The organism is Kordia sp. (assembly GCF_965283645.1).
Lineage (GTDB): Bacteria > Bacteroidota > Bacteroidia > Flavobacteriales > Flavobacteriaceae > Kordia.
In genome coordinates, this window is record NZ_CBDIPG010000001.1 from 2,918,699 (window position 1) to 2,942,603 (window position 23,905).

17 protein-coding genes are annotated in these 23,905 nt (G+C 34.2%); 11 read left to right on the forward strand and 6 right to left on the reverse strand.

What is annotated here, in order from left to right; translation table 11 throughout:
* Nucleotides 1–41: 41 nt before the first annotated feature.
* The 4 genes from ACQ654_RS12860 to hemH form a co-directional block, all read right to left on the reverse strand.
* Nucleotides 42–593: a CopD family protein gene (locus ACQ654_RS12860; RefSeq protein ID WP_430410740.1), complete on the reverse strand. Its 552-nt coding sequence runs from the start codon at nucleotides 591–593 to the stop codon at nucleotides 42–44.
* Entirely contained in the window at nucleotides 594–3,701 is a 3,108-nt protein-coding gene (locus ACQ654_RS12865) for a VPS10 domain-containing protein (RefSeq protein WP_430410741.1), read from the reverse strand.
* 236 nt (nucleotides 3,702–3,937) lie between these two features.
* Nucleotides 3,938–5,287, reverse strand: coding sequence for an MATE family efflux transporter (locus tag ACQ654_RS12870; RefSeq protein ID WP_430410742.1), 1,350 nt, complete (start codon nucleotides 5,285–5,287; stop codon nucleotides 3,938–3,940).
* Nucleotides 5,287–6,324 carry a ferrochelatase gene (hemH, locus tag ACQ654_RS12875; protein WP_430410743.1) on the reverse strand — a complete coding sequence of 346 codons (1,038 nt, stop codon included), beginning with the start codon at nucleotides 6,322–6,324 and terminating at the stop codon, nucleotides 5,287–5,289. Before hemH ends, ACQ654_RS12870 begins: the two co-directional genes overlap by 1 nt.
* Before the next feature lie 288 nt (nucleotides 6,325–6,612).
* Here hemH and ACQ654_RS12880 point away from each other — a divergent pair, with 288 nt between their 5' ends.
* Nucleotides 6,613–10,056, forward strand: a complete 3,444-nt coding sequence (locus ACQ654_RS12880; protein WP_430410744.1) for a TraB/GumN family protein — start codon at nucleotides 6,613–6,615, stop codon at nucleotides 10,054–10,056.
* Nucleotides 10,057–10,280: 224 nt separating this feature from the next.
* Here the strand turns inward: ACQ654_RS12880 and ACQ654_RS12885 are convergent, their stop codons facing one another.
* Together ACQ654_RS12885 and ACQ654_RS12890 are read right to left on the reverse strand one after the other, a co-directional pair.
* On the reverse strand, nucleotides 10,281–11,783 hold the full coding sequence (locus ACQ654_RS12885; protein ID WP_430410745.1) for an aminotransferase class V-fold PLP-dependent enzyme: 1,503 nt from the start codon (nucleotides 11,781–11,783) through the stop codon (nucleotides 10,281–10,283).
* A 433-nt stretch (nucleotides 11,784–12,216) separates the two neighbouring features.
* Nucleotides 12,217–13,104 carry a helix-turn-helix transcriptional regulator gene (locus ACQ654_RS12890; protein ID WP_430410746.1) on the reverse strand — a complete coding sequence of 296 codons (888 nt, stop codon included), beginning with the start codon at nucleotides 13,102–13,104 and terminating at the stop codon, nucleotides 12,217–12,219.
* A gap of 204 nt (nucleotides 13,105–13,308) precedes the next feature.
* Here ACQ654_RS12890 and hemA point away from each other — a divergent pair, with 204 nt between their 5' ends.
* The 10 genes from hemA to ACQ654_RS12940 all read left to right on the forward strand — a co-directional run bounded on the left by hemA (nucleotide 13,309) and on the right by ACQ654_RS12940 (nucleotide 23,888).
* A complete protein-coding gene (gene hemA / locus ACQ654_RS12895; RefSeq protein ID WP_430410747.1) occupies nucleotides 13,309–14,568 on the forward strand; it encodes a glutamyl-tRNA reductase in 1,260 nt (419 codons plus the stop codon).
* A complete protein-coding gene (gene hemC / locus ACQ654_RS12900; protein ID WP_430410748.1) occupies nucleotides 14,565–16,145 on the forward strand; it encodes a hydroxymethylbilane synthase in 1,581 nt (526 codons plus the stop codon). Before hemA ends, hemC begins: the two co-directional genes overlap by 4 nt.
* A gap of 305 nt (nucleotides 16,146–16,450) precedes the next feature.
* Nucleotides 16,451–17,479 carry a uroporphyrinogen decarboxylase gene (hemE, locus tag ACQ654_RS12905; RefSeq protein WP_430410749.1) on the forward strand — a complete coding sequence of 343 codons (1,029 nt, stop codon included), beginning with the start codon at nucleotides 16,451–16,453 and terminating at the stop codon, nucleotides 17,477–17,479.
* Between the two features lie 24 nt (nucleotides 17,480–17,503).
* The gene (locus ACQ654_RS12910) at nucleotides 17,504–19,072 is read left to right on the forward strand and encodes a T9SS type A sorting domain-containing protein (RefSeq protein ID WP_430410750.1); all 1,569 of its coding nucleotides are present in this window, start codon (nucleotides 17,504–17,506) and stop codon (nucleotides 19,070–19,072) included.
* Between the two features lie 137 nt (nucleotides 19,073–19,209).
* Nucleotides 19,210–19,740, forward strand: a complete 531-nt coding sequence (locus ACQ654_RS12915) for a GNAT family N-acetyltransferase (protein WP_430410751.1) — start codon at nucleotides 19,210–19,212, stop codon at nucleotides 19,738–19,740.
* On the forward strand, nucleotides 19,737–20,498 hold the full coding sequence (locus tag ACQ654_RS12920) for an EI24 domain-containing protein (RefSeq protein WP_430410752.1): 762 nt from the start codon (nucleotides 19,737–19,739) through the stop codon (nucleotides 20,496–20,498). Before ACQ654_RS12915 ends, ACQ654_RS12920 begins: the two co-directional genes overlap by 4 nt.
* 151 nt (nucleotides 20,499–20,649) lie before the next feature.
* On the forward strand, nucleotides 20,650–21,564 hold the full coding sequence (locus tag ACQ654_RS12925; RefSeq protein ID WP_430410753.1) for a glutaminase: 915 nt from the start codon (nucleotides 20,650–20,652) through the stop codon (nucleotides 21,562–21,564).
* Nucleotides 21,565–21,668: 104 nt separating this feature from the next.
* Nucleotides 21,669–22,571, forward strand: coding sequence for an oxygen-dependent coproporphyrinogen oxidase (hemF, locus tag ACQ654_RS12930; RefSeq protein ID WP_430410754.1), 903 nt, complete (start codon nucleotides 21,669–21,671; stop codon nucleotides 22,569–22,571).
* A gap of 42 nt (nucleotides 22,572–22,613) precedes the next feature.
* Nucleotides 22,614–23,372 (forward strand): HNH endonuclease, encoded by a 759-nt coding sequence (locus tag ACQ654_RS12935; RefSeq protein WP_430410755.1) that lies wholly within the window; start codon nucleotides 22,614–22,616, stop codon nucleotides 23,370–23,372.
* Between the two features lie 84 nt (nucleotides 23,373–23,456).
* The gene (locus ACQ654_RS12940) at nucleotides 23,457–23,888 is read left to right on the forward strand and encodes a PaaI family thioesterase (RefSeq protein ID WP_430410756.1); all 432 of its coding nucleotides are present in this window, start codon (nucleotides 23,457–23,459) and stop codon (nucleotides 23,886–23,888) included.
* Nucleotides 23,889–23,905: the final 17 nt, after the last annotated feature.

Sequence of the window (23,905 nt, forward strand, 5' to 3'; positions counted from 1 at the left end):
TTTATTTTTCTTGACCAATATGCACAATAACCAAGCCAAGGTTACGCGTTTGGGTTTTTCTCGCGAATGCGTTTGTATAGCTTAAATCCTAACATGAGTAGTATTCCTAATACTAAAATTCCGATGACACCAAAAATCCAATTAATCGAGTTTTTTAAGATCACCAAAAAGACAACAGCAAACAATATAAATGTTGCGCCTTCATTCCACAATCGCATAAAATTAGACGTGTATTTTACCTCATCACGTTGCAATTGCTTGAACATTTGATGTGTTTTTAATTGATATAAAAATAACAATACTACAAATCCTAGTTTTACGTGCATCCAACCAAATTCCAGCCAAACTGGTCTTAAAATGAGCAACCAAATTGCAAAAATAGTTGCCAATATTGCAGATGGCCATGTAATGATAAACCACAAGCGTTTTGCCATGAGTTTGAGTTGTTTTCCTAAAATTTCCTTTTCAGGAGACGGTTTGTGAAACGCTTCTATTTGATACACAAATAAACGTGGAATGTAAAATAATCCTGCAAACCATGTCACTACAAATATTAAGTGTAGTGATTTTATGTAGTCGTAATAATATCCCATTTAATCTTCTATGAACAGATAGTTTAGTTTTTTTGCATTGAACGCTTCATTAAACGTTTTAATTTCGGTATCAACCAAGTTGTTAAATGTGTTTAATTCTGCATTTATTTTTTGCGATAATTCATTTTTCACTGCAATATCTTGTGCTGTTGGCGCAAAATCGCCCATACTTACCAATGAATTTAAATGTCCTAATTTGTTGGTGAGACGAATTGGGAAATTTAACGGATCTTGTCCGCTTCGGTTTTTAGTTTGATACAACGCTTCTTCAATTGACGTGAATTTTTTCTTTAGTTCTTTGGCTTTTTCTACCAAATCTTTCACATTCTCATCATCTTTATATTGCGCTGCAAAAGAAGTCAATTTTGCATTAATCTTACGTATTTTTTTGATCGATTTGTGCGCATTGTCCATCGTTGCATTTACATCTTTGATAAAATCGAATTGCTTTTGCATGTCTGCCAACGTACTTTCTGCTCTTGGATCTGCTAAAATGGTAAATGGCTTTGTAATTTCAACTGCGTCCGAACCTTCTTTTTTGACCGTTAATTGTACTTTGTACGTTCCTGGAACTGCTTTTGGGCCGTTTAAGCTTGCCCACCATAAAATCATTCCTTTGAGCTTTTCCGTTCCTTTGTAACCCATATTCCATACAAACTGATTGGCTCCTTCTTTTACTGCTAACTTGTCTTTCTTTTTGTTTTTTGTGCTAAACTTTTTAATCACATCACCATTTGCTTCCATATACGTTAATGAAACCTCAGCTGTTTCATCAAAATTATTTAGATAGAAATACGTCATCACACCATTTGGATGATTTGTTCCTTCCGTTTTACTTCCTTTTCGTGAACCGCCGCGCATTCTATACGTATCTTTTGGCGTGTATAAAATGTTTGCGTTTTTTGCAATGTTGTATTGTTGATGAATTACTGTTAAATCGTCAATCATCCATAAACTTCTACCTTGTGTGGCAACAATTAAATTATTGTTTTTTATGGTTAAATCTGTAATTGGAACGATTGGAAGATTCAACTGAAATGATTGCCAATTTTTTCCATCATTGAACGAAATATACATGCCCGTTTCTGTTCCTGCATAGAGTAATCCTTTGCGTTTTGGATCTTCACGAACAACTCTTGTAAAGTGTTCATTGTTGATTCCGTTGGTAATTTTCGTCCACGATTTCCCGTAATCTGTTGTTTTATATAGATACGGAGCAAAATCGCCCGTTTTGTATTTTGTTCCAGCTACATAGCATGTTCCCGCATCAAAGGCACTTGGTTCAATGCTGTTAATCATCATCCATTCTGGCATTCCTTTTGGCGTAACGTTGCTCCAGGTTTTTCCACCATCTTGTGTGATATTGATTAATCCGTCATCACTTCCAACCCACAATAAACCTTCTTTTAAAGGTGATTCTTGCGCAGCAAATATGGTGCAATAATATTCTACGGATGTGTTATCTTGTGTAATTGGTCCACCAGAAGATTTTAGTTTTTCTGGATCGTTTCGAGTTAAATCTGGACTGATAATATCCCACGATTGTCCTTCATTCTCCGTTACATGTACACGGTTTGAAAATGTATATAATCGGTTTGGATTGTGTTTTGAAAAGATAATTGGAAAGTTCCACTGAAAACGATATTTCATGCCTTCTGCGCCATGTCCCATCGGATTATCTGGCCAAACATTGATGGCTCTTACCGTTCCTGTTCTGTGATTTTTTCTGGTTAGAAAACCATCATAACTTCCACCATATACAATGTCATTATCTTTTGGATCGACAGCAATATGTGCCGATTCGCCACCAGCTGTACGTTCCCAATCATCATCCGAAATTGAACGTCCGTCAGTTCTATGCGGAATTCGAATGGTAGAATTGTCTTGTTGTGCTACATAAATTCTGTATGGGAAACTATTGTCCGTTGTTACTCTATAAAATTGTGATGTTGGTTGGTTGTGATAGGTACTCCACGTTTCGCCACCATCATAAGTAACTTGCGCGCCACCATCGTCACCAATAATCATGCGTTTTGGATTTTCGGGTGCAATCCATAAATCGTGATGATCGCCATGTGGCGCATTGTACGTACTAAATGTTTTTCCGCCATCTGTACTTTTATGATAACGAACATTTAAAACGTATACAACATCTACATTTTCAGTATCTGCATATAAACGTGTGTAATACCAAGCACGTTGACGCAATTTGCGTTCGCTATTGACTTGCTTCCATGTTTCGCCACCATCTTCACTTCGGTATAAACCACCTTTTTCTTTGTTTTCTACGATTGCCCAAACACGTTGATTGTTTAATGGAGAAACCGTTACTCCAATAATTCCTAAAGTTCCTGTTGGAAATCCTTTTTTCGTTGAGATTTCCGTCCACGTTTCACCACTATCCGTACTTTTCCATAATGCTGAACCTTCTCCACCAGAACTTAAACTGTACGGCGTTCTACGAATTCGCCATGTAGACGCATATAGTATTCTTGGATTTGTTGGATCGATGCGTAAATCGACAACACCAGCATCTGCATTTGCAAATAGTGTTTTGCGCCAGGTTTTTCCACCATCGGTACTTTTGTAAACACCTCTTTCTTGCGTTGGTTTGTACAAATTCCCCATAACGCCAGCATATACAATATCTGAGTTTGTTGGATGTACTGCCATTCTTGGAATGTGCCGTGAATTTTTTAATCCTGAAGCTGTCCATGTTTTTCCTGCATCAACACTTTTCCATACGCCATATCCTGAAGATACATTACCACGAACCGTTTTTTCGCCACCACCAACATATAGTACATTTGGATCACTTTGTGAAACCGTTATTGAGCCGACACTTCCGCCAAAATAGCCGTCTGAGATATTTTCCCAATTGCGTCCGCCATTGGTTGTTTTCCAAACGCCACCACCTGTAGCGCCAAAATAGAATAGATTTGGTTTGTTCGGAACTCCTGTAACTGCGGCACTTCGTCCACCACGAAAAGGTCCGACCAATCGGTATTCTACATTTTTATAATAAGTTTCGTCAAAGGTTTGTGCTTGTAGTTCAAGAGAACTTCCTACCGTAAGGAGTAGCACGGTGAGTAAGGATAAAAATCGCATTTTTAGGTTGGTTTGGTTTTCAGTTACTAAAAATACGGATTATTCTTTTTATGATGTTGGGTTTAGGGTTTTTTGTGATTTATTTAGGGTGTTGGACTACTCTTATTTTCGGTTGTGAGTTGTCGGTTTGAGCGTAATCGGGAATCTTTTTTAGGTTTTGGGTTTTGGGTTTTGGGTCTTGGGTCTTGGGTCTTGGGTCTTGGGTTTTAAAAAGTATCTTTTTTACATTTAAAATTTTAAGATGCTGTTTTCAACGTTCGTCGAATTTCTTTGTTGAGATACCAACCTGTAAGAATTGTTGATAGCAAATCGGCAATAGGAAATGCTACCCAAACACCAAATATTCCGTAGTATTTTGGTAAGATGAGAATTAACGGAATGAGGAAAAAACCTTGTTTTGTGAGTGTTAATAGTAGTGCTGGAATTGCTTTTCCGATAGCTTGAAAGTACCCAGAACCAATCATTTGTACCGCAATTAATGGTGTAACTAAGAAAACCCAACGCAATGCATTTGGCGTGTCTCTAATGACAACTGCATCATTGGTAAAAACTGCCGTAATTTGCTCTGGAAAAAACATAATTATAGCAAAGATAACTAACGCCAATCCTGTTCCGTATTTGATAGAGATATTGATACTTTCGCGTACGCGTTCTAGCTTTTTTGCTCCGTAATTGAAGCCTGCAATTGGTAAAAAGCCTTGTGAGATTCCCATGACTGGAAATAACGCAAACATGAGCATTCGGCTAATGATTCCGTAAATTGTTACCGAAGTTTCGCCTCCATACGTATATAATGTATGATTTAGAATGATAGATAAGATACTTACCATTCCTTGTCGTGCCAACGTGACACCGCCAAGTTCTGTAATTTCACGAACAATCGCTTTTTCTAGTTTGAAACATTTTAAACGTATTTTGAGTTCGCTATGTTTTGAAAAGAAAAACCAATAGATAAACACGAAACAGATAAAGTAAGAGATTGATGTTGCCCAAGCGGCACCAGCCATTCCCATATCTAATACATTGATAAAAATATAATCAAAGAGAATATTCCCGATGGCAGGAAGAATCAAAGCAACCATTGCAAATTTTGGTTTTCCTTCTGCACGAACCACAGGGTTTCCGGTCATACACAAAGCTAAAAACGGAATGCAATACATGATGATTTGATAGTATATTTCGGCTGGACCGAAAATTTTACCATTCGCACCAAATAATGCCAATGCTTCTTCTTTAAAGATGAGTCCGACAATTACAAAGAAAACGGACAAACCTAACGACATCACTATTTGATTTCCGAACGTACGTTGTGCTTTGTCGTGATTATCTGCACCTAATGCTCTGGAAATTATGGACGCACCACCAACTCCAATTGCCATTCCAATGGAAGCTATTAAAAAAGTAAGCGGAACTACTACCGTTATTGCGGCAATTGCCATAGGACCAATCCATTGCCCAACAAATATGGTATCAACAACCATGTTTAAGGACATGACAAGGATTCCTATGGAAGCAGGAAGTGCTTGCGCAATTAGTAATTTACCTATTGGTTCATTACCGAGTTCGGTAGAAGCTTTATTTGCCATTAAGCAGTTACTTCCTTTTTAGACGTTACGCTCCATTCATTAATCCAGCGTGTCATTACTTTTACCCAATTATCATCATCATTTAAGCATGGAATGTGTTTGTAGTGTTCTCCGCCAGCTTCTATAAATTCTTCTTTACCTTCCATGGCAATTTCTTCTAGTGTTTCTAAACAATCTGCCACAAATGCAGGCGTAATGACAACTAAGTTCTTTTTGCCTTCTTTTGGGAAACGTTCAAATTCATAATCTGTATATGGTTTTAACCAAGGATCGCCACCTAAACGTGATTGGAAAGAGTTACTATATTTTCCTTCTGGCAAGCTTAAGTATTTTGCAATTTCTTTTGTGGTTTCAAAACATTGATGTCTGTAACAATATTCATGTGCTTTTGATGGCGTATTACAACAGCTTCCGTCAATTTTGCAGTGTGATTTTGTGGGATCGCTTTTGCGAATATGGCGTTCTGGAATTCCGTGATATGAGAATAAGATATGATCGTAATCAATACCTTCTAGGTGCGATTTTATGTTTTCAGACATTACACGAATGTAATCTGGATGCTTGTAAAAAGAAGGCAAAATTGTGAGTTCCATGTTTGGAAAATGCTTCGCCTGATCTTCTTTAGTTTTTTCAATGACTGTTTCCGTTGAAGACATTGCATAATGCGGATATAACGGCACAACTAAGACATCATCAACACCTTTGTCATGCAGTTCTTGCAATCCTTTTTTGATGCTCATTGAGCCATAACGCATTCCTAATGCTACAGGAACTTTGGCACGTGTTTGTACTTTTTCGTGAAAACGTTCAGAAATTATAATCAATGGCGAACCTTCTTCCCACCAGATTTTTTTATATGCTTTTGCCGATTTTTTTGGTCGTGTGTTTAAAATAATTCCTTTTACTAAAAATGCACGAAGCAGATAAGGAACGTCAATTACACGTTCGTCCATTAAAAATTCACCTAAGTATCTTTTTACATCTTTAGGATTTGGACTGTCGGGAGACCCTAAATTAATCAGTAATACACCTTTCATATGTTCTTCTTTTCAAGTTTTTTTAAGGAACTCCAAAATTACGATTCTATATTCAATAAATGAATATGCAATCATAGGAAATCTTTATACACTCATTTAAAAGCTATTTTTACGTATATACCATCTCTACATTGAAATCAATATAATAACCTATCCTTTTTTCTTTATGTCGATTTCAAAATAGAAATGGTATTATGATTCTGTTAACAGGAAAGAATCGTTATCTTTAGTACATTGTTACCAAATTCCCGATTGTACAGATCGGCTTTAATATTGCACACGATTTTTATGAGAGTTTATATATCTATTTTATCCCTGTTTTTTACATCTATCCTTTTTTCACAACAAACGAAACAGAGTCTTCTTTGGGAAGTTTCTGGAAACGGCATGGAAAAACCTTCCTATTTGTACGGCACGATGCACGTGAGTAAAAAAGTAGCATTTCGTTTGGATGATGTGTTTTTTAAAGCATTAAACGAAGCTGAATCAGTTGCTTTAGAGTCTGACCCAACAACATGGTTGGCGCATAATTATGAACGAATGACAACGGCTTCTCCACGAAGTTTAGGTGGAAGCAATTTTTATACAAGCAGTTTTAATCCGCAGTTTTCAAAGAAAGAAATTGTACGACGTATTATTCGGTTTGATAACAGAATTATCAACGGATATTTATACCGAAAGCAAGCTGGCGCAGATGATTTTGAAGAAGAAACATATTTAGACATGTTTATTTATCAAGCTGGAAAAAAGAATAACAAACCTATTATTAGCTTGGAAGATATTTCCGAATCGCGCTACTTAACTTCACGCGCCGCTTTTAATAGATTGAAGAAAAAACCAGATGAATGGCTTCAGAAAAAGTTTAAGAAAGAAAACAAATACACTTTACAAGAAGATGTATATAGAGATCGAAATATTGATTTGTTAGATTCTATCGGATCTGCTACAAATACAGAGTTTTATCGTGAACACATGTTGTATAAACGCAATGAAAATATGGTCATTGTAATGGATTCATTAATGCAACATAAAACGGTTTTTGCAGGTGTTGGTGCCGCACATTTAGCGGGCGAAAAAGGCATGTTGCAAATGCTAGAAGATAGAGGTTATACCGTAAAACCACTAACTTCCAAACAAACAGATTTTGCATTGAAAGCAAAAGCCGAATTGGAAGATTTGCATGTGCAACCATATTTAAATTCGTATAGCACGCCAGATGGTTTTATTACCATAAAAACCTTTGACGAACTTCGTGAATTTGTATATAAAGAGCAAAAATTTTATTTAGCGCCTGATATGACAAATGGTGCGTATTTAACTATTACACGCTTAAATACGTATGATCATTTTCCGAACGAGGAAAAAATTACACTAGACGAAATTGATCCGTTATTATATGAAGATATTCCTGGCGATATTATCTCCAAAAAGGAATTAACAAGTCCATTTCCTGGATTTAGTATTGTGAATAAAACTAAAAAGGGCGATTACCAAAAGTATCATATTTACAAAACGCCGTTGGAAGTAATTATTATCAAGTTTGCTGGAAAGAAGGATTTTGTGTTGCAATACGAAAAAGAAATCTTTGATTCTATTTCGTTTCGTTCACCTTCAAACGAGCTAAAAACCTATACTTCTGCATACAACAAATATAGTTTTTTGTTTCCTGCGAATTACATTTCAGACAATACAAAAAACGTTGGAAACAAGTTATTACAAGCTGAAATAGATGATCAGTATTATTTCTTTAAAGAAGTAATGAATAGCGATTTGTCATATATTGAAGAAGATGCGTTTGAAGCAAAATACATTCATGATAACTTTTACAACGAACTCGATTTAACGAAAGAAAAAGGCGAATTTGTCAATTTTGGATATAAAAGTTATGAATCTTCTGCATTGATAGATAGTGTGAAACAAGATCATATTTACTTGAAAACCATTATAAAAGACGAAAGCTACTATTTGTTGGGTTATATTGGAAAAACGAAAGAAAAAGCGCGCACGTATTTCAATTCGTTCAAGTTAGAAAAACCAAGCTACAAAAAGTTTAAAAAAGTAATTGATACTTCCCTGCATTTTTCAGTATTAACAAGTGCGAAACAGCCAGAAACTAGCGCGGCGTACGGACGTTACAAATCAAAGAAAAAATCATATGATGAAGATAAAAAGTACATTATTTACACATCAAAAAGTAATGAACGTGTGTATGTAAAACGCCTAAAATATCACGATTTACAAATGTTTCATAATGTTGATAGCGTTTGGAGTTCGTTAGAGAAAAGCTATCAGTACGATTTGGAAATTGAAGACAAGCAAACGTCACAAAATGGCGATACATTTTACAGCACTTATCGTTTAAAAGATACCGCAAGTGCCAAGCGTATTTACATGAAAAATATTTTAAAGAAAGGTGTTTTGTATGGTTTGCTTACGCTAGAAGATTCCATTGCCGAACCTTCTGAGTTTGTTTCTAATTTTTACGAAACTTTTCAGCCATTAGATACCTTACTCGGGAAAGATATTTTCACCGATAAAACAGCTATTTTCTTTGATGGTATTAAAAATAATGACAGCATTGTATTGAAGTCGTACGAAAAAATTAAGTTTACAGATAAGCATGCCAATACGATAATTTCTATCTTACAGCAACACGATTTTCCTGAAGACAGAGAAAACATTAAAAACTACTTAATCAGATCGTTAGGAAAGCTGAACAATGACCGAATTCATCCGTTTTTTAGAGATTTATATGTAAATGCATATGACAAGCCTAAAACGCAAACTGCCATTTTAAAATCGTTGTTATTACAAAAAGAAGCTACTTCCTATAAATTGGTACTTTCCTTATTAGAAAAAGATTTTCCGTTAGATTCCAGAGGTACAAGCCGATTGTTTAAAACTGGAAAAAATAGCTTGGCATTAAAGAAAATGTTATTTCCGGAATTGTTGAATTATTCCAGCATTCAAGAATACAAAACGCCTATTTATTCATTATTAACGCAATTAAGCGATAGTAGTCTCATTAAACCAAAAAGCTATAAAAAGTATAAAAATCAATTGTTGAATGATGCTAAAATAGAAATCAAACGAAACTTAGGAAAATCATCCTACAATGGCAATAGCAATAGCGCGTTAAACAGATATGTGAAACTTTTATTTCCGTTTCGAAAAGATAAAAAAATCCAAGATTTCTTTAACAAATTGGTCAAAAGTGATGCAAAAAGTGCTTTGACAACCTATTTTGTATTATTAGCTGAACAGCAAGAACCAATTTCAAAAGCGTTAAAAGAAAAAACAATTGAAGACCAAAAAGCGCTTTCCTATACATTATACAAATTGGCTAAAAAAGATTTACTAGCTGTTATTCCCGATTCGTTAAAAACACAAAAACGATACGCAGAAACCCGATTGATTAATCAAGTTAGTTTTAATGAAGAAAAAGACGAAGTTTCGTTTGTAACCACAAAACAAGTGGAAAACGAAGATGGAAAAATTACTATTTACTTTTTTAAAATCACAAAAGAAAGTACATATGACAAAAGCACGAAATTATATTACATTGCATTTTTAGATCAAGAAACACTGAACACTAAACCTTATTTTACTTCTAAAACCTATAGTGGAACAAAAATTTTCGGAGACGAAATTGAAGATGAAATCTATGAAAAAGCTGTAGAATTGGTAACTTATAAAAACCGTAAACGAATTAGTGGACGGACTAGGTATTAGGTTATTGGGTTGTTAAAATTAAACTGTTTCTTGATTGAAAACACTTAGCTTAGCCATCGAACTGTAAATTATTGAGTTCGTGGCAAAACAATTTCTCGTCATTCCGAACTTGATTCGGAATCACACAAAATAGTTCAGCATGACAATGAAAAATATCAAATTTTAAATACAAGCATTCCGTAACCAATCAACTATTGATTTTACGAAATGCTTGTGTGTTTAGTTTAAAACTCATACTCTTTTTCAGTGATAGCATTCAATTTTTCTAAAGTTATGTTGTGTTCTTTTAAAATAAAATTTGCGATTCTAATGACTACTAAAGAAATTTGAGTTGGCAAATTCATAATATGAGGACAAATTCTAAGTGCTTCAGGACGTGTTTTATGTTCCGTTTTCTTTTCAGGAATAAAACCAACTGCAAAACGATAACCTTTCCCTTTTTCACCATATAAATAGTCATACAACTCTTTATGGTTAATTGTTGTTCTTGGCGAAATAAATCTAAAAACGGTTACACCATTAGAGAATTTTTCTGAAGTAGGTGTAACATGTACAATTTCGACACCCAAACTACTAGCCATAAAATTTAATTTTCTTCTTAAATCATCTTGAAGACATTTAACTCTTGTTTCAATGCGTTTCGGATTGTTCCCGTTTATTTTATCATGTTCTAAAATCGTTTGTCCAAGTGCATAAATATTGGCTTCATCTCGTTGTCCAAGTAATTCAAATCGTGATGTATCTTCTGGTAGTTTGTCTTCAAAGCCAATTTTACCATCATACGCATGAATACTAATGTCAAAATTCTTAGCGCGTTCAGGTTTCATATAAAAAATACCTGTTTCAAAAGGTCCCATTAACCATTTATGCGAACTTGAAGCAAAACTGTCACAGTTTACACCTTTAACACCATTTTTCGCTATCAAGTTTATTTCCAATCCGCCCCAACTTACGGCTCCGTCAACATGAATATGAATGTCAGGATACGTAGCACGTACTTTTTCAATAATTTCTTTTGTAGGCATACAAATACCTGAAATATTAGACACTTCAGAGAAACTTAACAAAACCGTTCTTTCATTTCTATCTCTGATTTCATCAATTTTATCTAAAATGATTTTGCAAATTCCTTTTACAATATCTTCATCTTTTCCATGTATAAAATCAATTTTGTCAAGTGAGAATGTTTCAACTTTTTTCGTTTCGGTTGCTCTCGATTTCCAAACATTATAATTTGTAGGATGATTTTCGTCCCATAACAGCACTGTATTTCCTTCCCAAAGTTTATATCCTTTTGAAAGTTGATTATTGGCTTCACTCGTATTGCGAACCAATGCAATATTTTTAGCATCTGAGTCAGACACAGCACCAACATGCAGTGCAATTACTTTTCGTATTGCTTCTAAAATAAGTCTATACCGCTCTTGTCTTGATTGCATTGAAATATCTGCATTGAATTGAAAACGTAGTTCGTTAATTTTATAAAGCACTGATACAAACGTTGGACATAGATTTGCTGAGTTCATGGGTTCCACCTCAAATTTAGGATCTACACCTATATCAAAAAATAACTTCCGAACGTCTGACCATTCAACAGGCGTTTCGGAATGTAAAGTCTGCTGGCAATCGTGTGTAAGTGACGTATATAGTTCGTTGGTAATTAATGATTTTTGATTGAGCTTTTCCAATAGCTCAAGCATTTCCTTTTGAATTGCACTAGTTTTCATAGGTTAGGTATTAAATTGTGTTTCTTACTCGTTTAAGGTTTTTCAGATATCACCTTGTAATTAAAACACAAATTTGGGTTGAAATGAGTCACTAAAACAGCCCATAACTACGGAAAATGTCATTGCGGATACTACGTAAGAATTGCAGATACTACGTGTTTTGAAAAAGTGAAGCACTATTAAAATACAGAATTGAAAAAGTATTGTTGAGTTTTTCAATCCTTTAGTTTTTAAAAAAACATATCTATTTTCAAAGTACTTCTCGATACAATTTTCTTAAGAAAATTACTCAAAGTGGCGGTTTTAAAATTGCTATACTATATAAATTACTACATGTCAGATCGAGTAAAATTTTGAAAAGATTTTGTATCGAGATCTTCCACTAGTAAGAGTTTTAAAGAATATTTATGCAAAGCTGAATAAAGAACTTTAACTAACTCACACTCGCCTGTGTATATTTTTTAGGCGTTGTGCCATATTTCTTTTTAAAAGCTGAAATAAAATGACTTGCCGTACTGTAACCAACTTTTAAACCAACTTCGTTTACATTATAACTTCCAGATTCTAAAAGCTTGCGTGCGTATTCCATTTTATAATCAAACAAAAAGCTAAATACCGAATCGCCATAAATTTGCTTGAAACCTTCTTTTAACTTCTTAATATTCAAACCAACTTGGTTTGCCAATTCTTGCAAACTTGGTGGTTCCGCCATATTTGCAATCACAATATCTTTTGCACGGCGAATTTTCAATACATTTTCTTCATCAACCAAAAACGGACATTGTTCAATATCTGCATCTTCACTTCGATTAAAATACAAGCTTAGTAACTCGTATGCTTTTCCTTTTAAATATAGCTTTTTAATAGATTCGTGCATGTTGTAATTAATCATCTGATTCAACACAACTGCCATCATCGGCGTTATTTTTTTATTATCGTAATACTTTTTATCCTTCTTATCAGCATTCAAAAAATGTATAAAATCTGCTTCCAACGAAAACAATGCATGAAACTTTTTAATAGGAATCAACATAGAAATTAACCATGTTTTCGGTTTCAAATCTACATTAATAGGCAAATCGGTTTGTGGATTGTATAACAACAGCGCATGTTCATCTAACACATCAAAAGAATAACGTCCATTATTAAAATTGAACTTACATTCACCTTTTACAGCAAAGTGAAATTGTATAAAACTACTGTCAATTTCTCGGATAAGTTGTTGAGTATCATTACTATCATTTTGAAGCTTTAAAATATAAAAGCCATCTTCAATTTGAGTCTCTTGTAAAGTTCCTTGAGCGATATTTTTTTCTTCCATAAGTAGAAATACGTGTTTTTACTTTATTTAGAATGATTCTATGTTAAGTGCCTTAAAAAGGCTTATTTTGCAGTAAATTTACAACATTTCGCAAGTTTTTTAGAGGAAACGCATCTAAAAAACTTATAGCGATATAAAAAGTCCTTTGAGCGTTATTTTTATTAAACCGCTAATGATACTTTTGTTAACGAATTTAGAAATTTCATGAAGCAATACAATATATCAAAACATAATTCTTTCTACTGTGTAGGGTTGAGCTACAAAAAAGCAGAAGCACACATTCGTGGAAAATTTAGTTTGCCTGATACTGCTAAAGCTTCCATCCTAGAAACTATAAAGGTTGACAACATTGGCGACGGCGCGCTCATCATATCTACATGTAACCGAACAGAAATTTACGGTTTTGCACAACATCCGTGTCAATTTATCAAATTACTTTGCGATTACTCTAACGGAACTGCTGAAGAATTTCAAGACGTTGCTTACATTCATAAAAACAAAGATGCCATTTCGCATTTGTTTAAAGTAGGAACCGGATTGGACAGTCAAATTTTAGGAGATTTCGAAATCATATCACAATTAAGAAAAGGATTCAAGGCTTCTCAAAAAGCAGGATTGATCAACGGTTTTATGGAACGTATGGTAAACGCTGTTATTACGGCTAGCAAACGTATCAAAACGGAAACCGAAATATCTTCTGGAGCAACATCTGTTGCTTTTGCTTCTGTACAATATATCTTAAGAAATGTTGAAAATATTTCTCAGAAAAATATCTTGTTATTTGGAACAGGAAAAATTGGAAGAAATACTTGTGAAAATCTTGTCAAGCACACGAAAAATCATCACATCACATTAATCAATAGAACGAAAGATAAAGCTGAAAAGATTGCTGGAAAGTTCAATTTGACTGTGAAAAATTATGAAAATCTTACTTCAGAAATTCAAAAAACAGATGTATTAATTGTAGCTACAGGCGCACAATTGCCAACGGTTTCGAAAGATGATATTCATACCAACAAAGAATTGCTTGTTTTAGATTTATCAATTCCTGAAAACGTTTCAAGAGATATTACTGAATTGGAAAATGTTTCACTTGTTCATTTAGACGCTTTATCGCAAGTTACCGATGAAACACTAGAAAGAAGAAAAGCACACATCCCAAAAGCAGAAGCAATCATTAACGAAGTAAAATTAGAATTTACTGCGTGGTTAGAAACACGAAAATTTGCACCAACCATCAAAGCGTTGAAGCAAAAACTAACGGCAATGAAAAATGCTGAAATTGATTTTCAACGCAGAAAAATAAATGATTTCGACGAATCTCAAGCTGAAATCATCACAAATAGAATCATTCAAAAAATAACTACACAATTCGCCAATCATCTAAAAGATGAAAACACAACTTCAGAAGAAAGTGTAGCTTTTATACAAAAAGTATTTCAATTGGAAAATAACTCAATATGAGTAAACTCATCAGAATCGGGACTAGAGATAGTGAACTCGCATTGTGGCAAGCTAAAGTAGTACAAGATATGTTAGAGCATCTTGGTCACAAAACGGTATTAGTTCCCGTAAAAGCTACTGGAGATTTAGTTTTAGACAAACCTTTATACGAACTCGGTATCACAGGAATTTTTACACGAACGCTTGATATTGCAATGCTTAACAACGACATTGATATTGCAGTGCATTCGTTAAAAGATGTTCCAACTATGTTGCCAAAAGGTATTGTACAAGCCGCAGTTTTAAAACGTGGTAACGTTCGTGATACGTTGGTTTTTAAGAAAAATGAAGAATTTTTATCGCAACGTGACGCTGTTATTGCAACAGGAAGCTTGCGCCGAAAAGCACAATGGCTCCACAGATATCCGACACATACAATTGAAGATTTACGTGGAAATGTAAACACACGTTTAGAAAAATTAGAAAACACCAAGCACTGGAATGGTGCAATTTTCGCTGCCGCTGGATTGGGAAGAATTGGGTTGCGACCTGAAGATTCTGTAAATCTTGAATGGATGATTCCTGCGCCCGCACAAGGTGCTATTATGATTACAGCACTAGAAGAAGATTCAGCAATACGAGAAATCTGTGCCGAAATTAATCATGAAGAAACGGAGATTTGTACATCTATTGAGCGTAAATTTCTAAATTTACTAGAAGGTGGTTGTACAGCGCCAATTGGCGCCATTGCATACATAAAAGAAGAAGTGGTAACGCTTGAAGGCGTCTTACTAAGTACTGACGGAACGAAACGAATTTACGTTACACGTTACGAAAAACTAGGGGAACATCACGAATTGGCAAAATACTGTTCAGACTTTATCATTGAACGTGGTGGGAAACGCTTAATGGACGATATTAAACAATCTGGAAAGCAAACCAATGTATATTCTACAAAATTACTAACGGAAGCACAACGACAATTATTCAATGAAAAAACGACTGTAGAAAGTAGTGATTTCATTAAAATAAGCTTAAACAGAATTAAGCCACAAGTCGTTCGCAAACCGATAAAAAATGTAGTAATTACAAGTAAAAATGCTGTTGAAGCGTTGGTAAACAACTTCTCACCTGCCGAATTGCAATTTACAAACATATACTGTGTTGGACGACGTACCAAAAAACTCATTGAGCAAAAAATTGGTCCAGTTGTAAAATCGGCTCGGAATTCAAAACAACTAGCAGCATATTTAGTAGAATATATTGAAGGAACATCAGTAACGTATTTCTGTAGCGACATTCGCTTAGATGCATTGCCAACAATTCTAGAAGAAAACAACATAGAAGTTACAGAAGTACACGCTTACAAAACCATGTTAGACGCTGAAAAATTGCAAGAAAGTGTAGAAGGTATCATGTTTTACAGTCCATCAACGGTACAAAGTTATGTATCTGCAAACAAAGCAAAAGGAATTGCATTTTGTATTGGTGAAACTACGGCAAAAGAAGCAAAACAACATTTTGAAGATGTCCGAATTGCAAAAGTGCCAACAGTGGAAAGTGTGATTGAATTGGTGAATGAGCATTACGCTGGTTAGTTGTGAGATATTAGTATTGAGTAATGAGATCTATCAAAGAAAATGCTCAACTCTAAAACAACCAAAACGTCACTTCGAGTGAACTTCTGAAAGAATTTTGTATCGAGAAGTACTTTGAAATAGAAATAGACTTGAGATATAAGTAGTGAGTAATGAGATTTTTCTCAATACTAAATACGAACAACTCAATACTAAAAAAACAAAATAGATTCCTGCCTGCGCAGGAATGACAAACGATAAAATAAAGAGCAATATTAGGATTAAGTTCTCTCAATACTCAATACTAAAAACTCAATACTAAAAACATGCTAAAAAACGATTTATTTTTAAGAGCTTTAAAAGGAGAAGTGGTAGAACGTCCGCCAGTTTGGATGATGCGCCAAGCAGGAAGATATTTACCTGAATTCATGGAAATAAAAAAGAAGTACGACTTCTTTACACGTTGCCGTACACCAGAATTGGCAAGTGAAATTACAGTTCAACCAATTCGTCGTTACGGAATGGACGCTGCAATTTTATTTTGCGACATTCTGGTAATTCCGCAAGCCATGAATATTGAAGTGCAAATGAAACCTAACTTTGGTCCCTATTTGCCAAATCCGGTACGAACACAAAAAGATGTTGACAATGTTATTGTTCCTAATGTAACTGTTGAACTAGACTATGTTTACAAAGCCATCAAAGCAACGAAAGAATTGTTAAATGATGAAATTCCATTAATTGGTTTTGCAGGTTCGCCATGGACAATTTTATGTTACTGCGTACAAGGTCAAGGAAGTAAAAACTTTGATAAAGCAAAAAAATTCTGCTTCACAAATCCTGTGGCGGCACATCAATTATTGCAAAAAATCACAGATACTACCATTGCATATCTAAAAGAAAAAGTAAAAGCAGGCGTAAATGCTGTACAAGTATTTGATTCTTGGGGCGGCATGTTATCACCAACGGATTATCAAGAATTCTCTTGGAAATATATCAATCAAATCATTGAAGCGTTAAAAGATGATGCGCCCGTAATTGCCTTTGGAAAAGGTTGTTGGTTTGCTTTGCAAGAAATGGCACAATCTAACGCTTCGGCTTTGGGAATTGATTGGACATGCTCGGCACGAAATGCGCGTTACTTAACAGGTGGAAATATCACGCTTCAAGGTAATTTTGATCCAACACGATTGTATTCGCCGCCAGCGGAAATCAAGAAAATGGTACACCAAATGATTGATGAATTTGGAAAAGATAAATACATTGTCAATCTCGGGCACGGTATTTTACCAGACATTCCACTAGACAATGCAAAAGCATTTATTGATGCGGTGAAAGAGTATAAAGCATCTTAAATTTGTGAAAAAAACTCAATAAGCATGAGATATTTTTTGTTACTAATTTTGCTAGTAACTGTTCGTATTGGCTATTCTCAAAATATAGCTTTAGATCCATCTTTTGGAGATGATGGATACACTTCTTTTACTATTCAATCTGTAAATGATTTGTCAGATACAGTCCTTTTACCAACTGGTGAATTTATCACAAGCTACGTAAATGTTACTTCTGTTGGTTGGACATTACGTTTTAAGAAAATTGACGCTAACGGAGTTATTGATACTTCTTACAATGGTGGAATAAGTACTGACGGCGCTATAGAATTTAAAAAATTAGTTTACCATAACAATCACTTATATTTTATTGGATCCTATTCAACTTATCCTTACAACAATCGTAATTTAATGATTGTACGGTTTGATTTAAATGGAGCTATCGATACGACTTTTGGAACCAATGGACAAACGCTTTTCTCTTACGGTTCCAGTCACGACGATGCTTTAGATTTTGTAATTGACAATTCTGGAAATAGTTACATTTATGCCAAACATAGCTCGGATTACTATGTAGTAAAGTTGAATACCACTGGTACTATTGATACTAACTTTGGTAGCGGAGGAGCAGTATATTTGCATAGCTATAATATTTATGACTCCAATACTAACAAAATTTTGAATAAAATGTTCCTGCAAAATGATGGGAAATTTATACTTGTAGGAGCAAAAATTAATCCGTCAACTGACCTAAAGGAATCTTTTTTGACACGAAAATTACAAGATGGCTCTGCTGATCTCAGTTTCGGAACCAATGGAGAGTTAATTATGTCTAATACTGAGTATTCCACCATTAAAGATTTAAAATTTGAATATGCTGACAATTCAATTCTTCTTTTACATCAATATGACAATTCTAACCAAGTTAGAGATAGAATCTTTTTATCTCAAATACAGATCTCAAATGGTGCTTTAAATACTGCGTTTGCAAATAATGGCATGACTTCGCAATACAGTTTTACAAACGCTCCAAATCTTAACCTTCAACATATTACGGTACTTTCTGATTCAAAAATGTTAGTTGTAGGAAGTGTGAGTAATTTTTCAGCGAGTCCGAGTATTAACACACAATTATTTGTGATGCGATTCAATTCAGATGGAAGTTTAGATTATACATCTTCAAGTAGTGGCTATCATATATTTGATACAACGCCTCCAGATTCTTCAATGAGAGCCGATCATGTCAACAGATTATTTGATATGAATAATGGTACATTCATCATAGCATATTCTGGGTATAGTGCTACACATGGCGCACATTCCTATTTGGCCAGATTTAACGGTGCTACACTAGGATTGGATGATTTTAATGAAGACCTTTTTACGGTAGCAGTTTCTCCGAATCCTTCTCGCGATTATGTAACTATACAACACTCGTTACATACTTTCACCAACTTCAATTACGAAATTGTTGATTTGATTGGTAGAATTACACAAAGAGGAAATTCAAAATTTAATGAAAAAATAAATATTGGAAACTTACCGAGTGGTACTTATATTTTTCGTTTACAGACTGAATTAGGAGAAAAATTTTCTAAAAAAATAATCATAGAATAAGGAATCTTAACTCAATATTTCTCTCTATTTTTAATGCGAAAGAATAACTAACGAGTGAAGAAAGCACTGGTATATTAAAACTTATGGTAAATTTGATTCACCATTTGTAAATGCTTCCATCACTAACGCATTGCCTCATGAATAGGTCTACAACATATACAATATCTTTACTAACTCCAAAAGACGTCGTTCCTCTTTTTGAACTAATTCAAGCGAATGCAAAACGATTGCATCAATACTTTCCGATTACAGCAAAAGAAAACAGTTCGCTTATTGCAACAGAAAATTATGTATACAAGAAAATGCGAGAAGTTTCTCGAAAGGAAAATTACACCTTCAAAATTGTAAATATAGCTTCTCAACTTCCAATTGGCTTACTCATCATCAAAAAAATTGATTGGACACAAAAAATCTGTGAACTTGCCTATTTTATTGACGAAAATCAGGAAGGAAAAGGAATTACTTCGGAAGGAATTGGACAATTAATTACTTATTGTAAAGAAGAATTACAACTTCAAAAAGCCATTCTCAGAATTGGAGAAGACAATCCTGGAAGTCTTCGTATTGCAGAAAAGCATACCTTTATACTTACACAACGAATTAAAGACGGACATGAAGATTTTCACGGAAATATAATGGACGTTTTACATTTTGAACGAACACTATGATAAAGCAAATATTTAACGGAATTCAGGCGTATTTTTCAGCAGTTTCATTGTTAAACAAACTCAAGTTGTGGCGTTATTTTGCAGTTCCTATCATCATCGGTTTTGTACTTGGCATCTTTATACTTTTTTCAGCGTATGGGCTATCGGATAATCTTGGAAGTTATATTTCTAGTATTTGGGGATTTGCGTGGGGAAAAGAAACGGTTACGAGTATCAGTTATTTCATTGCGGGATTAATTATTCTTGCGTTGGGAATTGTCATATTTAAGCATGTGCTAATGGCAATCATTGCTCCATTTATGAGTCCAATTTCTGAAAAAATAGAACAACATCTTACAGGAAACATAGCTAACAAAGGAACAGGAATAAAAGCACAAACCTCTGCATTGGCAAGAGGAATACGACTCAATCTTCGTAATTTAATTGTAGAAATACTCTGGATTATCCCGTTATTCATCTTCAGTTTCATTCCGCTTATTGGATTTGTTTTTCTAATCTTTATCTTCTTAATTCAAGCCTATTATGCAGGTTTTGGAAACATGGATTACACCTTAGAACGCTACTTTTCATATAGAGAAAGTGTTGCTTTTGTCCGAAAAAATAGAGGAATTGCCATTGGAAATGGAATCGTTTTTATGTTCATTTTATTAATTCCATTTATTGGAATTTTGATTGTATTGCCATTATCGGTTGTGGCTTCTACCACAGAAACACTCAAAGCGTTACATGATGAAAAGACGAAAGAAAATCGCTTATAACAACCGTCAGTTTTAATGAATGTGCAATTCGCACACGCAAAAACTACACTAAAAATAATGTAGTAGTTTGCAAAACATAACTAATAATTCCTCAAATTTGAGTGTACCAAAAGTCGTTTAAAGATCGTTTTGAACAATTAAAACCAGAAATGTGAATATCAAAGAAGTCATTCAGAATGCATACCATAAAATTAAAGATATTGATGATAAAGGAAATTTAGCATCGTATATTCCTGAATTAGAAAATGTGAATTCAGCATGTTTTGGTGTGCATATTTCAACAATAGACACCTTGAATTTTGGAGTTGGTAATTATCATGATAAATTTTCTATTCAAAGTATTGCTAAAGTACTTACACTAACGATGGCATATAATATACTTGGCGAAAAATTATGGAAACGAGTAAAGGTAGAACCTTCTGGAACTGCATTTAATTCTCTTGTGCAACTTGAAGTTGAAAATGGAATACCTCGAAATCCATTTATAAATGCAGGCGCTATTGTTATTGCCGATGTCCTTTTAAGTAACTTGGATAATCCTAAAGAAGATTTTCTAAACTTTGTCAAAACTCTTTCAAACAGTAAAGAAATATGCTATTCAGAAAAAATAGCAACCTCAGAAAAAAGTGTAGGATATCGAAATGCCGCACTTTGTAATTTTATAAAGTCTTTCGGTAATATTGAAAACAAACCTTCCGAAGTTCTTGACTTCTACTTTAACCTTTGTTCACTTGAAATGAGCTGCAAAGAACTTTCAAATTTATTCTTATTTTTAGCTAATGACGGTTTTACTTTGGCAGATAACGAACAAATACTCACAAGAAGTCAAACAAAAAGGATAAATGCACTAATGCAAACCTGTGGATTTTATGATGAATCTGGAGAATTTGCTTTTAAAGTAGGACTTCCAGGTAAAAGTGGTGTTGGTGGAGGAATTATAGCCGTTCACCCAAAACAATATGCAATAGCCGTTTGGAGTCCTAAATTAAACGAAAAAGGAAATTCGTATAAAGGAATGAGGTTTCTTGAAGAATTTACTACAGAATCTAAATTATCTATTTTTTAAAAAAGGCACTAACCTATAGACTGTGTAAATCGTTTAAAATCCTGTAAATTTGTAAAAAATTATACACCATCACGTTGTATAGCAATTGCGAAAAACTGAAATTCATGAAAGACCTTTTTCTAAACTATATTCACCAATTACAAGATACGATTACGGCTACCATAGAAAAAATTGACGGAAAAGCAACGTTTCAAGAAGACTTGTGGAAACGTCCAGAAGGCGGCGGCGGACGTACGCGTATTATTGAAAATGGAGCAATTTTTGAAAAAGGTGGCGTAAACATTTCGGCTGTTCATGGTGAATTGCCAGAAGCGTTACGTAAAAACTTCAACGTTGAGCAAGGTGATTTTTTCGCTTGCGGATTGAGCTTGGTGTTACATCCAAAAAATCCGTTTATCCCAACAGTTCATGCCAATTGGCGTTATTTTGAAATGTATGATAAGGAAGGAAATATTGTGACACAATGGTTTGGCGGCGGACAAGATTTAACGCCGTATTATTTGTTTGATGAAGATGCCAAGCACTTTCATTCAACTTGTAAAACGGCTTGTGATAAACATCATCCTGAGTTTTATCCAACACATAAAAAAACCTGTGATCATTATTTTTGGAATACACACAGAAACGAAGCGCGTGGCGTTGGCGGATTGTTTTTTGATTACCTAAAAAAGACTGACGAATTCTCTATGCAAGATCGTTTTGACTTTGTCACAGAAGTTGGAAACAGTTTTCTTGAAAGTTATGTTCCTATTGTGGAACGTCGCAAACACATGGAATACACACAAACACATAAAGATTGGCAAGAAGTACGTCGTGGTCGGTATGTAGAATTCAATTTGGTGCATGACAGAGGAACATTGTTCGGACTCAAAACCAACGGACGTATTGAAAGTATTTTAATGAGTTTGCCACCAACGGTTCAATGGAAATACAATCACCATCCGGAAGAAGGAAGCGAAGAAGCAAAACTGATTGAAGTGCTAAAACATCCGAAAGAATGGATATAATAATTTCTAAAGGATTGAACATAATTGAGAATTAGAGATAATATGAAAAAAAGAAGTAAAGAATTCCTTGAAGTAGCTTTTTACTTATCAAAATTTGGATCAATTAATGATGGAAAAAAGAACCTATATCCACCAATTCGCTTAGGTGTTGGCAAATGGAATGAAGCTTATCAAATTTTTTATGAGAAATTAAATGAAGGTAGAACAGTTTTAACATTTCAACGTAGTTTAAAAAATGCCCGCGATTACTTTGATAGTCATCTATCTAGCTCTACAAGAATTGGCTGGCTATCAGACAACAAAAAACCTAATCCACTATCTAAAGAAGCTCAGAAAGTATATGATAATTTAATCAATAAATCAGAAGAAGATATCTGGAAGAGGATAAAAAAACATTCTGATTTAGACGCTTCTATATATAAAAATGAATTTGATAATCTTATTAGTTTTCAAGAGAGTGAGTCTAAATATAATACAAGTAAAAATGAAGGTGGAAAAAAAGTTTTCACATCAATTAGATATGAAAGACAACCTTCATTAAGTAATGAGGCTAAGAAAATTCATGGAGTTAATTGTTCTGTATGTGGATTTAATTTTGAAGAATTTTATGGAAGTTGGGGTAAAGGTTTTATTGAAGTTCACCATACGCAACCATTATCAGAAAATAAAGGATTAGAAGTCTTCACCGACCCTGAAAAAGATTTAGCTGTAGTGTGTGCAAACTGTCACAGAATGATTCATAAAAAGCGAGATGTTACGCTTTCTCTTGAAGAATTAAAAGAAAAGATTAGAAACAAATAATTTTATCTTGAAATTCAAATATAAACTTTCCAACTATAGTATAAAATTAAATAAAGACACTTAAAAAATCACTAATTTTAAACCATGGAACATTACCGAAAGTTAGAGCGCATGTATTTGGATTCAAATATGAATACACAACTCTATGAAACTACTGAAATTAAGATTGATGATGAAGTTGCCGAAATCAAATTAACAATTGATTCCAAGTATTTTCATGCGCTTGGCGCAATTCATGGTTCGGTATATTTCAAACTCTTGGATGATGCTGCTTTTTTTGCGGTAAATTCTATTGTAAAAGATGCCTTTGTCTTGACAACTTCATTCAATATCAACATTACTCGACCTGTAAGTAGCGGAACCATTACTGCAACTGGAAAGCTCAAATTCAAATCGCGAAGTCTATTTGTTGCCGAAAGTAGTTTGGTGGATGAAAAAGGACGAGAAATTGCCTTTGGAACAGGAAATTTTGCAAAAAGTAGAATTCCATTAACAGAAGATATTGGATATAAATAAAAGTAATTATCTTGATT

Excerpts from the sequence above, each read along its gene's own strand:
- ACQ654_RS12860 (WP_430410740.1), bottom strand. The coding sequence starts at position 593 with ATGGGATATTATTACGACTACATAAAATCACTACACTTAATATTTGTA.
- ACQ654_RS12865 (WP_430410741.1), bottom strand. The coding sequence starts at position 3,701 with ATGCGATTTTTATCCTTACTCACCGTGCTACTCCTTACGGTAGGAAGT.
- ACQ654_RS12870 (WP_430410742.1), bottom strand. The coding sequence starts at position 5,287 with ATGGCAAATAAAGCTTCTACCGAACTCGGTAATGAACCAATAGGTAAA.
- hemH (WP_430410743.1), bottom strand. The coding sequence starts at position 6,324 with ATGAAAGGTGTATTACTGATTAATTTAGGGTCTCCCGACAGTCCAAAT.
- ACQ654_RS12880 (WP_430410744.1), top strand. The coding sequence starts at position 6,613 with ATGAGAGTTTATATATCTATTTTATCCCTGTTTTTTACATCTATCCTT.
- ACQ654_RS12885 (WP_430410745.1), bottom strand. The coding sequence starts at position 11,783 with ATGAAAACTAGTGCAATTCAAAAGGAAATGCTTGAGCTATTGGAAAAG.
- ACQ654_RS12890 (WP_430410746.1), bottom strand. The coding sequence starts at position 13,104 with ATGGAAGAAAAAAATATCGCTCAAGGAACTTTACAAGAGACTCAAATT.
- hemA (WP_430410747.1), top strand. The coding sequence starts at position 13,309 with ATGAAGCAATACAATATATCAAAACATAATTCTTTCTACTGTGTAGGG.
- hemC (WP_430410748.1), top strand. The coding sequence starts at position 14,565 with ATGAGTAAACTCATCAGAATCGGGACTAGAGATAGTGAACTCGCATTG.
- hemE (WP_430410749.1), top strand. The coding sequence starts at position 16,451 with ATGCTAAAAAACGATTTATTTTTAAGAGCTTTAAAAGGAGAAGTGGTA.
- ACQ654_RS12910 (WP_430410750.1), top strand. The coding sequence starts at position 17,504 with ATGAGATATTTTTTGTTACTAATTTTGCTAGTAACTGTTCGTATTGGC.
- ACQ654_RS12915 (WP_430410751.1), top strand. The coding sequence starts at position 19,210 with ATGAATAGGTCTACAACATATACAATATCTTTACTAACTCCAAAAGAC.
- ACQ654_RS12920 (WP_430410752.1), top strand. The coding sequence starts at position 19,737 with ATGATAAAGCAAATATTTAACGGAATTCAGGCGTATTTTTCAGCAGTT.
- hemF (WP_430410754.1), top strand. The coding sequence starts at position 21,669 with ATGAAAGACCTTTTTCTAAACTATATTCACCAATTACAAGATACGATT.
- ACQ654_RS12935 (WP_430410755.1), top strand. The coding sequence starts at position 22,614 with ATGAAAAAAAGAAGTAAAGAATTCCTTGAAGTAGCTTTTTACTTATCA.
- ACQ654_RS12940 (WP_430410756.1), top strand. The coding sequence starts at position 23,457 with ATGGAACATTACCGAAAGTTAGAGCGCATGTATTTGGATTCAAATATG.